12 protein-coding genes are annotated in these 13,298 nt (G+C 71.6%); 7 read left to right on the top strand and 5 right to left on the bottom strand.

The genetic code is table 11. The features are described from left to right. Positions 1-7: 7 nt before the first annotated feature. The gene (locus ACYU7L_RS17620) at positions 8-1,480 is read right to left on the bottom strand and encodes a hypothetical protein (protein WP_460799364.1); all 1,473 of its coding nucleotides are present in this window, start codon (positions 1,478-1,480) and stop codon (positions 8-10) included. 1 nt (position 1,481) lies between these two features. Next, positions 1,482-2,009 (bottom strand): SigE family RNA polymerase sigma factor, encoded by a 528-nt coding sequence (locus ACYU7L_RS17615; RefSeq protein WP_460799360.1) that lies wholly within the window; start codon positions 2,007-2,009, stop codon positions 1,482-1,484. A 132-nt stretch (positions 2,010-2,141) separates the two neighbouring features. Between ACYU7L_RS17615 and ACYU7L_RS17610 the strand changes: the two genes are divergently transcribed. Beyond that, complete coding sequence (locus ACYU7L_RS17610; protein ID WP_460799357.1) at positions 2,142-3,014, top strand: mechanosensitive ion channel family protein; 873 nt, start codon at positions 2,142-2,144, stop codon at positions 3,012-3,014. Positions 3,015-3,031: 17 nt separating this feature from the next. Continuing rightward, a complete protein-coding gene (locus ACYU7L_RS17605; protein WP_460799355.1) occupies positions 3,032-4,225 on the top strand; it encodes a DUF2254 domain-containing protein in 1,194 nt (397 codons plus the stop codon). Between the two features lie 52 nt (positions 4,226-4,277). Here ACYU7L_RS17605 and ACYU7L_RS17600 read toward each other — a convergent pair whose 3' ends face one another. Beyond that, entirely contained in the window at positions 4,278-4,949 is a 672-nt protein-coding gene (locus ACYU7L_RS17600; RefSeq protein WP_460799352.1) for a YdcF family protein, read from the bottom strand. Between the two features lie 152 nt (positions 4,950-5,101). On the opposite strand from ACYU7L_RS17600, the gene ACYU7L_RS17595 reads away from it, so the two are divergent. Beyond that, entirely contained in the window at positions 5,102-5,530 is a 429-nt protein-coding gene (locus ACYU7L_RS17595) for a PPOX class F420-dependent oxidoreductase (protein ID WP_460799350.1), read from the top strand. 39 nt (positions 5,531-5,569) lie between these two features. Here ACYU7L_RS17595 and ACYU7L_RS17590 read toward each other — a convergent pair whose 3' ends face one another. Continuing rightward, positions 5,570-7,312 (bottom strand): DEAD/DEAH box helicase, encoded by a 1,743-nt coding sequence (locus ACYU7L_RS17590; RefSeq protein ID WP_460799348.1) that lies wholly within the window; start codon positions 7,310-7,312, stop codon positions 5,570-5,572. A gap of 93 nt (positions 7,313-7,405) precedes the next feature. Here ACYU7L_RS17590 and ACYU7L_RS17585 point away from each other — a divergent pair, with 93 nt between their 5' ends. Beyond that, positions 7,406-7,846: a PaaI family thioesterase gene (locus tag ACYU7L_RS17585; RefSeq protein ID WP_460799346.1), complete on the top strand. Its 441-nt coding sequence runs from the start codon at positions 7,406-7,408 to the stop codon at positions 7,844-7,846. 25 nt (positions 7,847-7,871) lie between these two features. Then, positions 7,872-8,801 (top strand): NAD-dependent epimerase/dehydratase family protein, encoded by a 930-nt coding sequence (locus ACYU7L_RS17580; RefSeq protein WP_460799343.1) that lies wholly within the window; start codon positions 7,872-7,874, stop codon positions 8,799-8,801. Between the two features lie 74 nt (positions 8,802-8,875). Here the strand turns inward: ACYU7L_RS17580 and ACYU7L_RS17575 are convergent, their stop codons facing one another. Then, the gene (locus tag ACYU7L_RS17575) at positions 8,876-9,754 is read right to left on the bottom strand and encodes an alpha/beta fold hydrolase (protein ID WP_460799341.1); all 879 of its coding nucleotides are present in this window, start codon (positions 9,752-9,754) and stop codon (positions 8,876-8,878) included. Positions 9,755-9,915: 161 nt separating this feature from the next. On the opposite strand from ACYU7L_RS17575, the gene ACYU7L_RS17570 reads away from it, so the two are divergent. Both ACYU7L_RS17570 and ACYU7L_RS17565 read left to right on the top strand, forming a co-directional pair. After that, on the top strand, positions 9,916-10,725 hold the full coding sequence (locus ACYU7L_RS17570) for a hypothetical protein (protein WP_460799338.1): 810 nt from the start codon (positions 9,916-9,918) through the stop codon (positions 10,723-10,725). Positions 10,726-10,772: 47 nt separating this feature from the next. Next, a complete protein-coding gene (locus ACYU7L_RS17565; RefSeq protein ID WP_460799335.1) occupies positions 10,773-13,154 on the top strand; it encodes a coiled-coil domain-containing protein in 2,382 nt (793 codons plus the stop codon). The last annotated feature ends 144 nt before the right edge of the window (positions 13,155-13,298 follow it).

Below are 13,298 nucleotides of genomic sequence, written 5' to 3'. Positions count from 1 at the left end.
CCCCCGGTCAGGCCCCGCCGATGCCGACGTAGGTGACGCGCCAGCCGTACCCGTTCTGCGCGGGCTCCAGGATCGCGTAGTAGACGGTGTCCGGGGCCGCGTCGAAGCTGATCTCGCAGTCCTGGGTGCCCTCGCCGTTGTCGCGACAGGTCGAGCCCGACCCGCCCGCGCCGTCGGCGAAGCCGGCCAGCTCGTTCCACAGCCCGTCGTCGACCACGGTCTCGTCCGCGAGGCCGGAACGCTCGCCGGCGACGACCGCCTCGATCACGGCGTCCAGGGTCTCCGCGGCGGTGAAGGTCTGCGGCTCTGCGCCGGGCGTCTCGTCGCCGAGAGCGCTACAGGTGGCGAGGCCGATGCTGCAACGACTCAGGACTTCGAGCTGCTCGCGACGGTCCTCCGGCAGCAGGACCGTGATCAGCGTGTCCTCGTCCTCCCAGGTCCAGGTGCTGGTCGAGAAGACCCAGCCCTCCGGGGGCGTCAGGATGGTCTCCTCGGTGCCGCCGACGGGCTGGGTGGTCAGGCTCGACAGCGAGTCGACCTCGCCCCCGAGGGTGCCGGCGGGCGCCCGGACCAGCCAGCTGCCCTCGGGGCTGAAGGAGATGTCGCTGTACGTCGGCAGCTCGCCCTGGGGGGTGAGCTCTCCGTCGACCGAGATGTCGGCGAGGTACGGCGCGGTGCTGGTCGCGTCGGTCGCACCGTCGGCTCCGTCGACGACCACGAGGCCGACGGGCGTCCCCTCCAGAATGACCTGGTCGGAGGCCGTCCCGGTCAGGTCCACGACGGTCCGCTGGTCCTGGAAGAGTGCGCGCCACATCAGGCTGGTGCGCGTGCCCTGGACGATCACGTCGCCCTCGTCGGTCACGGCGCGGACCCGGATCGGGACACCGTCCTCCGAGACCGGCAGGTTCTCGATCGGCGCGGGGCCGAAGCCCTCGCCCGCCGGCTGGGTGTCGAACCCGGTCAGCGTGGCCTCGCCGCCGCTCACGTCGACGTACCCGACATAGCCCCCGTTCGGCGAGATCGCCGGGGGCTGGTCGATCTGGGCGTCGATTCGCATGGGCTCGGCGCTCGTTCCGTTGGACCACCACCAGGAGCCCTCGGACTTCTGGCCCAGCCAGACGTCGCCGCGGGACTCGACGAACGACCAGGCGCCCGGCACCTGATCGCCGTCGACGAACAGTCGTGGGCCGAGGATGTAGGCGACCGTCGGGGTGGCGTTGGAGACGCTTCCGCCCTTGTCGGAGGACGTGACGGTCGGGGAGGGGGCGGGCTGGGGCGTGCTGTCGTCGCCCCGACCCAAGGTGAGCGCCACCAGACCGACGATCAGGGCTACGGAGGCGGCGACCAGCAGCGGCTGCCAGGTCCGGGCGGCGCGGGACCTGGTCTCGACGGGGGCGAGCGCCGGCATCGGCGGCACCTGGATGCCGTCGGCCACCTCACGCAGCTCACGGGCCAGGGTCTCCTCGAGTTCCATGGTCATCTCAGGCCTCCTCTGCGTCGTGTGCCTCGGAGCCGATGGCGGCGCGCAGGCTGTGGAGCGCACGATGCGCCGTGGACTTGACCGTGCCGGTGGAGCAGCCGAGGGTCTCGGCGATCTCGCGCTCGCTGAGCTGCTCGTAGTAGCGCAGCACGATCACGGCCCGCTGCCGCGGGGGCAGGGATGCGATGTGCGGCCACAGCAGCAGCCGGTCCTCGGGACCGGGGCCCGCCCCCGAGCGAGGCTCGGGAGGAGCGTCGGTGAGCAGCTCCAGCCGACGGCCCCGGGGACGGTGCTGGGAGATGAAGAGGTTCGTCATCATCCGCCGCAGATAGGCTGCCGGCTGGTCGGCGCGGCTCACCTTCGCCCAGGAGCGGTAGGCCTGGAGCAGCGTCTGCTGGGCGAGGTCCTCGGCGTCCGCGTGCTGGCCGGTGAGCAGGTAGGAGCACCGGTAGAGCCACGGCCAGGCGGAGACGGCGTACTCGTCGAACGTCGGTGCGTCCTGCGCTTGCTTCGTGGTGGAGAAGGCCATCGGGCACCCCTTTCGTACTCCACCTGACGACGGCCGGGCGCAGAAGGTTGCGTCGGGGGAGGGAACGGCTGAAGAACGCTCGGCGGTCGCCACCGCTCGGCATCGACGGGGGCGGGGTGGCAGCATCGGGGGATGAGAACCGGATCAGCACTGCTTTCCGACGCGCCGGAGGACGCCCTCCAGCTGCCGCCGATCACGTGGGAGGGCGTGGGTCTGGGTCTGGTGGCGCTGCTCGCCGGGTATCTGCTGGCTCGCCTCGCCGGCTGGCTGACGCACAGGATCCTGCTGTGGCGCGGGCGCTCGCCCAGTGCCAGCACGATGTTCTCGGCGCTCACGCGATGGCTGGTGTTGCTCCTGTCGTTCGCCGCAGCGCTGACCGTGATCTTCCCCAGCGTCCGGCCGGTGAACGCGCTGGGTGGGATCGGGGTGCTGTCCATCGCGGCGGGCATCGCCTTCCAGACGGTTCTGGGCAACATGTTCGCCGGCATCGTGATCCTCGCGCGCGACAAGTTCCGGGTGGACGACCAGATCGCGGTCCGCGACGTGGCCGGCACGGTCACGGGCGTCACGCTCACCAGCACGGCCGTGCGGACGTACGACGGTCGGCTCGTGCTGATCCCCAACTCGGTCGTGCACTCGGAGATCGTCACGGTCCAGACGGGCTACGAGCAGGTGCGCTCGACCATCGGCCTCGACATCGACGACAGTGCCGACCTGGGCCAAGCCGTCCGGACGGCGTACGAGGCGATGGTCGGGGTCCCGGCGGTGGCCGCGGAGCCACCCCCGCAGGCCTTGCTGCAGGAGGTCGGATCGGCGACCGTGCGGATGGACCTCCGATTCTGGTCCGGAGCACGGCAGATGGAGACCAAGCTCGCCCAGCACGAGGTGGTGGGAGCCGTGCTCCGCGCCCTGGCGGAGGCGGGCGTCAAGACGGGCGCGGACGTCGTCGTCGTGGAGGGTGGACCACGGCTGCTGGCCGCTGTGGGGGGCGGTGAGTCCTCGTGAGGACGGGGTGGCCGGACGTGTCGCGCCTCAGCTGGTGGGATGCCCTGTGGCGCCGCTTCTGGACGCTGCCGATGATCATCGCCGGTCTGTCGCTCGCCCTCGGCCTGCTGCTGCCGGCGGTCGATGCCTGGGCGGAGAACACCCCCAACTGGGTGTTCCAGGGCGGTGTGGACGGGGCGCGCAGCGTGCTCGGGGCCATCGCCGGAGCGATGATCTCGGTGACAGGGCTGGTCTTCTCCATCACGATCGTGGTGCTGCAGCTCGCCAGCAGCCAGTTCTCCCCGCGCATCCTGCGCTCGTTCCTGGAGAGTCGGGTGGTGCAGCTGACGCTCGGGTGCTTCACGGGCTCGTTCCTCTACGCGCTCACGGTGCTGCGCGCCGTACGCGGTGGGGAGGACGGCCTGGTGCCGCAGCTGGCCGTCACCGTCTCGTATGTCTACGTGGTCGTGGCCGTGGCGATGTTCCTGGCCTTCATCCACCACATCACCACCTCCGTGCAGGTCTCCCACGTGATGGCCGACGTGCGGCAGCGCACGATCACCGCCGCCCGTCAGCTCGCTCCTGAGTCCGCCACCGCGACCTGGTCGCCTCGCCCCGGCACTCCGAGCGTGGAGTTCCGCAACGACCTGCGCTGCGGATACCTCACCACGCTGGACCGGGCGCACCTGGTGAAGACGGCCCGGGAGCTGGACGCTGTCGTGGAGCTCGACGTGACGCCCGGGGACCACATCGTCGCGGGACAGGTGCTCGGCCGGGTCTGGGGCGCCGAGATCGCCGATCACGCGCGTGAGCGCTTGTGTGCCGTCGTCGGCCTCTCGCGCGAGCGCGATGTCGGCACGGACGCCGGGTTCGGGGTGCGCCAACTCCTCGACATCGCCGACCGGGCGCTCTCTCCGGGGGTCAACGACCCCACCACCGCCATCCAGGCAGTCAACGAGCTCCACGTGGTCCTGCGCGCCATGGGCACGGAGCGCGACCCGTCGCCCTACCTGGTGGCCGACCGGGAGGTGGTCGCGGTCTACCGGCCGCAACGATATGCGCGGTTGATGGAGGACTCCGTCGCCGAGCTGCTCCACTACGGCGGCGACGCACCCCGCGTCGTCGAGCGCCTGCATCGGGTCCTGGCGGATCTCGTGGACGTCGTCCGTCCCGAGCACCGCGCCGTCACCCTCAGTGCGCTCGACCGGGTCCGGGCGCACCCGGCGCACTGATAGTGCGCCTATCGGTCCTACTCGTCAGCACGCGCTGCTCTGCCGGAGACGCCTATCCCGCCAAGGCCGGGCGTCCCCACTCCGGGTGCGCGTCGAGCAGCGCGGTGTACGCCGCCTCGACCTCGTCGGGCACGTCGACGTGAGCGATGAAGCCGCGGCCCCGTGGTCCGTAGCCGTGCTCGTCGTCGCGCAAGCGCGGCACCTCGCCCATCACCAGTGAGATCCAGCGATCGCGCGGCCAGGTGCCGCGCCCATCAGGCGCCGGGCGGTTGATCGGCACCGCCTCCGGCCACTCCAGCCGGAACACCGCATCCATGCGACGCTGCATCGTCGACTCCTGCACGAGGGCGACCGTGCGCGGACGCAGGCCATGACGGTGAGCGAGGTCGCGGGCGAGCGTGACATTGTTGCCGCAGTTGGTGGAGTGCCGCTCCAGCAGCACCCGGTCGATCCCGTGCTCGTCGCGCAGGTGTGCGGCCATCAGGTCGGCCTCGAGGCTGTCGCCCTCGTCTCCGACGATCCTGCGGAGCGCATGGCTGGTGTGGCCCTGGCCCCCGACCAGCATCAGCGTGCCCACACGTCCCGCGAGCAGCGCGGCGGCAGCGTGGTCCCACCCGCTCGGCAGCGACCCGCCGAAGAGCAGCATCAGGTCCACGTGCTCGGGCTCGGGGTCCTCGAGCGCCAGCCACGACGCGATCGTGTCGAGGTGCTCGGCGTCGGTCATGACCTGATCCTGTCACCGTGGCCGCGCCGGCAGGGGGGTGCCGGCCGAGCCCCGTGCGGCGAGATCGCCTTCCCGTCAGGCTCCGGAGGATAGGCGAGGTTCCGGTCCGGGTACCCACTATTGTCCCGCCCCCTCGATGAACGGAGACCCTGATGCCTCCCACGTCCCTGACCGACTCGGCTCGGCAGATGCTCGAGAAGCCGAACCCGGCCGTGATCGCGACCGTCCGCTCCGACGGTCAGCCGGTCTCGGCCGCCACGTGGTACCTCCTGCGCGGGGACCGCGTCCTCGTCAACATGGACGAGGGGCGCAAACGACTCGACCACCTGCGCAGGGACCCGCGGGTCTCGCTCACGGTGATCGACGAGGCGTCGTGGTACACGCACGTCACGCTCATCGGTCGCGTCGTGGAGATCTACGACGACGAGGGGCTCTCGGACATCGACGCCCTGTCCACCCACTACACGGGTGGGCCCTACGCCCAGCGTGATCGCGCACGCGTGAGCGCCCTGATCGAGATCGACCGCGTCCACGGCTGGGGGGCGCAGAAGAACAACGACCAGCCGGACGGCAGCACGTGAGCCCCGGCGCTGACGAGATGCGCCGCACCTGAGCTCTGGTCAGGTCCCGGCCGCTGGCCCGTCCGCTGTCATCGCCGCAGGCGGCAGCCAGTCGGCCCCGAGGAGCTCCGCGAGGTCGGCGAGGCCGGTGGTGTCGCTTCCCACCGCGTCGGAGGCCGCGGCGATCCGCTCCACCATCACCTTGCCGACCTGCTCCTCGACCGTGCCCTCGGCATAGGCGATGTGCCACGGCGAGACCTGGTGATCGCGGTGGGTGCGACCGGTCACCTGCCGCGCGGCGATGCCCGAGAAGCGGGCCTGGTGGAAGATGCCGACCCGCGGCTCGGTGCTCGCCCGGCGGCCGTCGGGGAGGGTCTCACCGGCGTGCAGGCTGATCGAGGCGACCGTGGTGAAGACGCAGACCTTCGCGTGTCCGGTCTGGAACCTCAGCCGCTCGGCCTCGACGTCGAACCGGTCGCGGCCATAGATCGTGGCCACGTCGATGCCGGCGTCACGCAGTCGGTCGACGATGGGGTCGGCGGCGGTCGTGACGAACTCGACCGAGCACGCCACCTGGCGCTCGGCCTGGACCTGCTGGGCGATCCACGCGACCGTCGAGTCGACCCGGATCAACCCGGCCTTCTGCCGGAAGCGCAGCAGCGCGGCCCGGCCCTTCGCCACGTTGCGGCCGCGTCGCGCGATGTCCATCTCCCGACAGAACTCTCCCCACTCGGCCTCATAGGCGGTCCGCTCCGTGGGCGTGAGCGTCACCGGCATCCCTGAGATAGGCACCGGCCCCCACGGCGCGGCGCGGTGCAGCATCGCAGGAGGTCGCTCGTCGGCGAGCCACCCGCGCACCAGCTTGAGATCCGCTGCGCGCTGTCCGGGATCGGTGGTCCAGGCGGCCCCGTAGCGGCCGTGCTCCACCCCGACGCCGTGGCGTTCGAGCGCGGTGGCGAACGAGGTCCCGGGCTGGGCCGCCGAGGTCCACTCCCGCATGGGCTCGCCGAGAACCTGCGCATAGGCGGGGGCCAGGTAGGGCAGCTCGAGCGGAGTGTGGCCGGGCGTCGCGGTCGTGGCGATCACGAACGGCGCCTTGTCGTGCGGGCGCCCGTGCCCCGAGACCCTCGCCCAGAGCTTCCACCGCTTCGTCGTCGTACGTCGCAGCGCGTGGGCCTCGTCGGCGATGATCACGTCCCACGTGTGGTCCGTGACCTTCTCGAGCCTGTCCCAGGTGATCACGACCCATTCCAGCCCCCCGTCACCCAGCGCCGTGATGGTGCGGCACCAGTGGCCGATGGTGATCGCCGCGGGCCGGTCGGCCACGACCAGCACCCGGCGTGCGCCGCGGAGGTCGCCCACAGCCGTCGCTCCGAGGACGGCCGAGATCGTCTTGCCCACACCGGGCTCGTCGGCCAGGAGGAACTGACGACCGCCCGCGATGGCACGATCGGCGATCGCGTCGGCTGCTTCGAACTGGATCTTGCGGGGCTCAAGCTCCCCCGTCGGCTCGGGGGCGGGCGTGGGGTCGTCGGGGTTCAGCGAGTTCTCGATGAACCGACCCAGTGTGTGGGGCCCGGGGGCGTAGGGAGCGAGGTGCGGGGGCAGAGCGCGCCCGACGAACAGGTGGGTCCTCACCGCCGGGTGCCAGGCAGCACCGTCGATCTGGGTCCCGTAGGGGACGTCGAGCACCCACAGCCGCTCGCCCGGCCCGGTCGGCGACGGCAGCAGCGGCTGCGGCGTCCCGCGACGTCGCTGCGACGCGCTGCGTCGACGAGCACTGGATCGGCGAGATTCGGGCACCCCCGGACGCTACCTGGGATGCCGTCTCGAACAGCTGCGCCCGGCCGGGATGCTGGTGAGGGGCCCGGCCCGGTCGGACGAGAGGATGGAGCCATGGCCGACCTGACTCCTCGCAATGCGGACTACGTGACCGCCGTACGCTCCTCGTTCGCACGACAGGGCTTGATGAAGCTGTTCGGTGCACGGCTGGCGCGCGTCGATCCCGGTGGGGTCGACGTCGAGGTGCCGTTCGGTCCGGCGGTGACCCAGCAGCAGGGGTGGTTCCACGGGGCGGTGTCAGCAGCCGTGGCTGACACCGCGTGCGGCTACGCCGCGTTGACGTTGATGCCGCCGGGATCCGAGGTGGTCTCGGTCGAGTTCAAGGTCAACCTGCTCGCCCCTGCGAAGGGGGACCTGCTCGTCGCGCGCGGGCGGGTGGTGCGGGCCGGGCGCACCGTCACCGTGTGCCAGGGCGATGTCCTCGCGGTCACCGGCGACCGGGAGGTGCACTGCGCGACGCTGGTAGGGACGATGATGCGCCTCGAGGTCGCCTGACCGGTCTGACTGGCAGGGTAGTGACATGACCTCTTCGAACAAGCCGCCCCTCCCGGTCGTCGTCGTCACCGGAGCCAACGGCCTGGTGGGGAGCCGGATCTGCGCGGCCCTCAGCGAGCGCGGTGCGACGGTGCGTGCCGTCGTACGTCGTGCGGGAAGTGCGCCCGTGCTCCCCGGGATCGAGGAGTGGGTCGGCGACTTCGCGGATCCCGCCTTCGCAGCAGAGGTGGTGGCCGGGGCGGACACGCTGGTGACGACGGTGCATCCGTTGGGCGGGGACGGCGCGACCCAGCGCGAGGTCGGGCACACCGGCACACTGGTCGTCGCCGCGGCAGCCGCGCAGGCCGGGGTGGATCGGCTGGTGCACCTCTCGACCGCCGCTGTCTACGACCGTCGGCCGGGTGATCAGGACGTCGACGAGCGTGCGGACCTCGCGCCCGACGACGCCGGCGACTATCCGGTGATCAAGCGGGACCTCGACGCCGAGCTGGCCGGGCGGGCCGAGCTCGACGCGATGACCCGGGTGCTGCTGCGGCCGCCGGCGATCCTCGGCGCCGGCGAGACGTCGGTGTGGAACTCGAAGCGTCCCAGAGCCATCCGCGACGACGAGTCCCAGCGGCACACCGTGCCGGAGGGGACCTTCGCCTGGGTCCACGTCGACGACCTGGCGGCGCTGGCCGCGGACGTGGCGACGGGCGCCGTCGCCACCTCCGCCGATCCGGACAGCGGCCCGGTCGCCGGTGCGTGCACGCCGGTCAACGTGGCGAGCGGGCCCGCGACCCAGCGGGACTACTACGGCGCGGTGGGGGAGGCGCTCGGCGTGGACCCGGTGTGGGAGGACGGACCGGCGTGGACCGGGCAGATCCTCGCCGGCCGTGCCCGGCGCTGGGGATGGCGCCCGACCGTCGACCTGGAGCGGGCGCTGACCGAGCTGCGGGACGGCCTGCGAGGCTGAGCCGTCAGGACGGCCGTGACCATCCCGATCCTGCCCAGCGGTGGCCCGAGCACCTGGTCTGGCACCGCAGCATGTCAGCCCTCGGCCGCGGTCGGCTGCTCTCCTGCGTTGCCCGAGGCGATGAAGTCGCGCAGCACGCGCGCGAAGCGGTCGGGGTCCTCGAGGTGGGGGAAGTGGCCCGCGCCCTCGAACAGCTCGACGCGACAGTCGGGGACCGCGCGCTGCGCGCTGAGGGCATGCCAGGCCGGGATCATCCGGTCCTTGGATCCCCAGACGATCAGCGTCGGGATCGGCAGCACGCTCTCGAGGTGGTCGTGGGCGCTGATGCTCTGGCCACCGATGTCGATGACGGCGCGGGTGGTGGCGAGGAAGGCCCGGCGACTCTCGCGATCTCCGAGCGAGCTGAACCCGCGCCAGATCGCGCCGACGTCCGCCCCGGGTCGCCACCCGACCTTCGACGCCCCGCGGCCCAGCGCCTCGACCCGGGAGAGCACCGGCGCGGAAGCGGCGATGCTGAGCACCTGCTCTGCGAGGGGCAGCGTGGCGGAGCGCAGGATCAGGTTCACCTCGCGTCCCAGACCGCCGCTGGCGACCAGGACCAACCGGTCGACCCGCTCGGGGAAGAGGTAGAAGAACTGCATGGCGATGCCGCCCCCGAGCGAATGGCCGACCAGCGTGACCCGCTCGATCTCGAGGTGGTCCATCAGGTCGCGCATGGCAGCCGCGTGCGCGCTGAGCGAGTAGTCGCCGAGCGGCTTCGCCGAGTCGCCGTGACCGAAGAGATCAGGGATCAGCACCCGGTGGTCGTCGTCCATGTCGTCGACCAGATGGGTCCATTGCCGCTGGGAGCCGAGGATCCCGTGGATGAAGAGCACCACCGGCCCGGCGCCGCTGTCGACGTAGGAGAGTTCGTGGCCGTGGAGCACGACCGTGCGTGGAGCCATGCGCACCATGGGGGTCATCCTCAGGATCGGCCGTGGGAACGGGCACCCCCAAGGTAGCGCGCCTCAGAGTCAGGCTGGCGGCCCGCGGTGCCAGCCGGCGCATTCGGCCTCCAGCTCCGGTGCTCTCACGGTAGCGTCGTGTGACCGGGAGTCACGACGGACGGGCGAGCATGAGCACGCAGGCATCGAGGTCGTTCCTGGTGTGGTCTCTCGCGATCTCGGTGCTGGTGACCGCAACGAGCGTGTTGGGCCTGGTGGACTCTCGCGTGTACGGCGAGGAGACCGAGAACTGGGCCACCCAGGCCAAGGGTCAGGACATCGGCAACCTGATCGCTGTGGTCGTCCTGCTGGTGAGCGGCCGTGCCTGCTCCCGAGGGTCGCAGCGTGCGGCGATGGTATGGCTCGGCACGCTGATCTACCTCGTCTACGCCTTCATCGTCTATGCGATGGCGGTCCACTTCACTGCGCTGTTCCTGGTCTATGTCGCGGTGCTGGGGCTGAGCGCCTACGCGGTGATGCTGACGGTGAACGGACTGCGCGCGAGGCATGAGGGCTACCCTCCGGCTCGCCACCGCCGGCTCGCCGGATACACCTCCATCGCCATCGGCGTGGCCTTCTCGCTGCTCTGGCTGAGCGAGCTGATCCCCGCGACGCTGTCGGGTCAGCCGCCGCAGAGCCTGATCGATGCCGGCCTTTGGGTGAACCCGGTCCACGTCATCGATCTGTCCGTGCTGCTGCCGGCGTTCATCCTGGCGGGCTACCAGACGTTGCGGGGCAACCCTGCCGGGCAGTTCTTCGTGGGGCCCCTTCTGGTCTTCTCCGTCCTGATGGGGACGAGCATCGTGGCGGCGATGGTGCTGATGACGGTTGAGGGCTTCGACGACACCCTGCCGCCGCTCGTGCTCGTGTCCCTGGTCGTCCTGGCCAGCCTGTTCGCGGCAGGCCGGTTCATCGGTGGGGCCTACATGACCGACGAGTAGGTCGCGCTTGCGCCCCAATCCGTCCGCAGAGCGGCACTATGTCTGCCATGCGCTCATCCCTGGCGACCCTTCTGGCGGGACCCGCTGCTGCGGTGACCCTGTTGCTCGCCCCCGGAGCCGTCGCGGCACCGGCTACCTCGCTGGCGGCCCCGACGATCTGCAGCCCTGGCGTGGTCAGCGACGCCGCCGGGGTGCTCGACGCCGGGCAGGTCCGCCGGGCCGCCCGCGAGCTCGGAGACGACGTCGTCGTCAAGGTCATCACCTACGACCGGATCCCGGGCAGCGGCGATCTCTACGATGCGCTCCAGGATGCGCGCATCACCTGCGGCGGCTGGGGCTTCGAGCCATGGGGCGGACAGTCGCTGCTCGTCCTGGGAGTCTCCGTCGCGCCCGGGGATCGCGAGCTCGGCTCCCACTACGACGGGGCTGCTCTCAAGGCCTTCGACCGAGTCAACGATGCCGCTGAGGGCGACGCGATGGGCCCTCAGTTCGGCAACGGCGCCTACACCGAGGGGATGGTGGCGGGGCTCGGTGTCTATGCGGCGGCCTACGAGCGCGCTGCCACCGCGCCTGGGAACGGTGGGGGCTCCGGGATCGAAGGGGGCTCTGGGCCGGGCGGCGGGGGAGCCGGTCGCAACCCCCTGACCGGCGACACGACGCAGGGCGGCGGTTCGAGCGCTGGTGAAGGCGTCGACGTCGACGGCTGGATGGTGGCAGCGCCTCTCGGCACGCTCGCTCTGGGCGGCGCTGCGGCCGGTAGGGTCGTCGTACGCCGCCGACTGAAGGCCCGCGAGCAGGCACGCGCCGAGCTGATGACGGCGACCAACGAGATGGCCCAGGCCTGGGTCGAGCTCGAGGACAGCCAGGAGTACGTCGACGCGCGGGTCACCACGCTGCCTGCGGTGTCGGACTCGGCCGTCGATGCGATCCGACGAGCCCACGACGAGGCCACGGCCTCGATCGCGGACGCGACCGCCCGGTATCTCGAAGCGTCGGCGAGCTATGACAGCGCCAAGGTGAGTCAGCTGGGCACGGACGAGGCCGTCGCCGGACTCGAACCGGTCCGCGCGACGACCGCGTCCCTGACGACTGCGCGGGCCGCGATCGCGGCGGTCGAGCGGGCCGTCAGCTCCCTGGAGACCCTGCGCGCCGAGCTGCCCGGCCGGGTGGCGACCCTGCGGGAGCAGGCCGCCGTGGTCGACGCTCTGCTGGGGCGCCGACGTGCGGAGGGATACATGACAGGGAGCCTCGATGCCGCGCCCACCGAGGCTGAGCAGGCAGCTCGCGAGGCCGAGAGCCTCGGCGCGGAGCTCCGCTTCGGAGACGCCGACGCCGTCCTGGTCGCAGGGACTGCCGCACTCGCGGCCGACCGAGCCTGGCTGGAGGGCCTCGACGACTACCGCGCCGATCTGGCCACGGACACCGCGACGCTCCATCAGCGCGCCGAGACGCTCGACGCCGCGCTGGCCGAGGCCTACGTCACCACCGAGGCGCTCGAGCGCGACTACCACCCCTCCTGCGTGATCGGGCTGCGTGAGGGCGTCGACGCTGCCATGCTCGAGCGCCGACGGCTCGACGGCGCACTGTCCGTCATCGAGACCAACTCCTCGATGAGGACCCAGGAGTTTCGCGCCGCACGCGAGCAGATCGGCCGTGCCCAGACCGCATGCGACGGCATCGCCGCGAGTGCCGCCGCGGCGGGAGCCCTCGAGGCACAGCTGCGTGAGCTGGCGGCCGAGCTGCCCCTGACCGCGCAGCGTCTCGAGGCACAGGCAGAGGCGCTGGGGGAGCTCATCGACACCCACTCCGCTGCGGTCGCCTATCTGCCTGCCGTGCCTGCGGTCGAGGAGCTGCGTGTGGAGGCGCAGGTGCTGGGCGATCGTGCCCGGGAGCCCAAGGCAGCGCTGCTCGAGCTGGACGCCGAGGCTCACCAGCTCGACGATCGCCTGGTGCAGGGCCGCAGTGTGATCGACGCCGTCATCGCAGAGTACGACGACGCGCAGCGCGCGCTGCGGGCCGCCGCGTCGGCGCTCTCCGAGGCTGAGCAGGAGGTCCGGCACTCCGATGTGGGGGCAGCCGCCCGCTCGATCGCGGCAGAGGCCGCCGACCTCCTGCGGCGGGCCGATGTCGCCGACGACCTCGTCGAGACGCGACGCGTTGCCGATGCCGCGAAGGAGCGCGCCAACGAGGCGAGCGCCCGTGCCCGTCGCGATCAGCGAGAGGCCCAGCAGCGTCGTGATGCGGAGGCACGGCGTCGTCGGCAGGCTGCGTCAGCGGCGAGTGCCGCGCGAGGGCGGTCGAGCAGCTCGTCGTCGCGGCGCAGCAGCGGCGGTGGCTCGCGGGGCGGCTCGCGGGGCGGCGGGGGCTCCCGCAGCTTCGGTGGCGGCGGCTCTCGGCGCAGCGGTGGGGGTGGGTCCCGGAAGTTCTGATCGGGGCCAGGACGCCGGCCTCGGAGGCTCCTCAGAAAAAAGTTCAAGATTCACCCATCCGGTCCTGACCCGGTGCCGAACTCTCATCGACAGAGAACGCGAGCCAGATCCGCCCGCGTCCCGGCACTTCTTTCGGAGGGAAGC

The sequence above is a fragment of the Nocardioides pacificus genome, assembly GCF_054775955.1.
This window is presented reverse-complemented; position numbering and strand designations above follow the sequence as displayed.

Coding starts and splice junctions, on each gene's coding strand:
- ACYU7L_RS17620 (WP_460799364.1), bottom strand. CDS start 1,480: ATGACCATGGAACTCGAGGAGACCCTGGCCCGTGAGCTGCGTGAGGTG.
- ACYU7L_RS17615 (WP_460799360.1), bottom strand. CDS start 2,009: ATGGCCTTCTCCACCACGAAGCAAGCGCAGGACGCACCGACGTTCGAC.
- ACYU7L_RS17610 (WP_460799357.1), top strand. CDS start 2,142: ATGAGAACCGGATCAGCACTGCTTTCCGACGCGCCGGAGGACGCCCTC.
- ACYU7L_RS17600 (WP_460799352.1), bottom strand. CDS start 4,949: ATGACCGACGCCGAGCACCTCGACACGATCGCGTCGTGGCTGGCGCTC.
- ACYU7L_RS17595 (WP_460799350.1), top strand. CDS start 5,102: ATGCCTCCCACGTCCCTGACCGACTCGGCTCGGCAGATGCTCGAGAAG.
- ACYU7L_RS17585 (WP_460799346.1), top strand. CDS start 7,406: ATGGCCGACCTGACTCCTCGCAATGCGGACTACGTGACCGCCGTACGC.
- ACYU7L_RS17580 (WP_460799343.1), top strand. CDS start 7,872: ATGACCTCTTCGAACAAGCCGCCCCTCCCGGTCGTCGTCGTCACCGGA.
- ACYU7L_RS17575 (WP_460799341.1), bottom strand. CDS start 9,754: ATGGTGCGCATGGCTCCACGCACGGTCGTGCTCCACGGCCACGAACTC.
- ACYU7L_RS17570 (WP_460799338.1), top strand. CDS start 9,916: ATGAGCACGCAGGCATCGAGGTCGTTCCTGGTGTGGTCTCTCGCGATC.
- ACYU7L_RS17565 (WP_460799335.1), top strand. CDS start 10,773: ATGCGCTCATCCCTGGCGACCCTTCTGGCGGGACCCGCTGCTGCGGTG.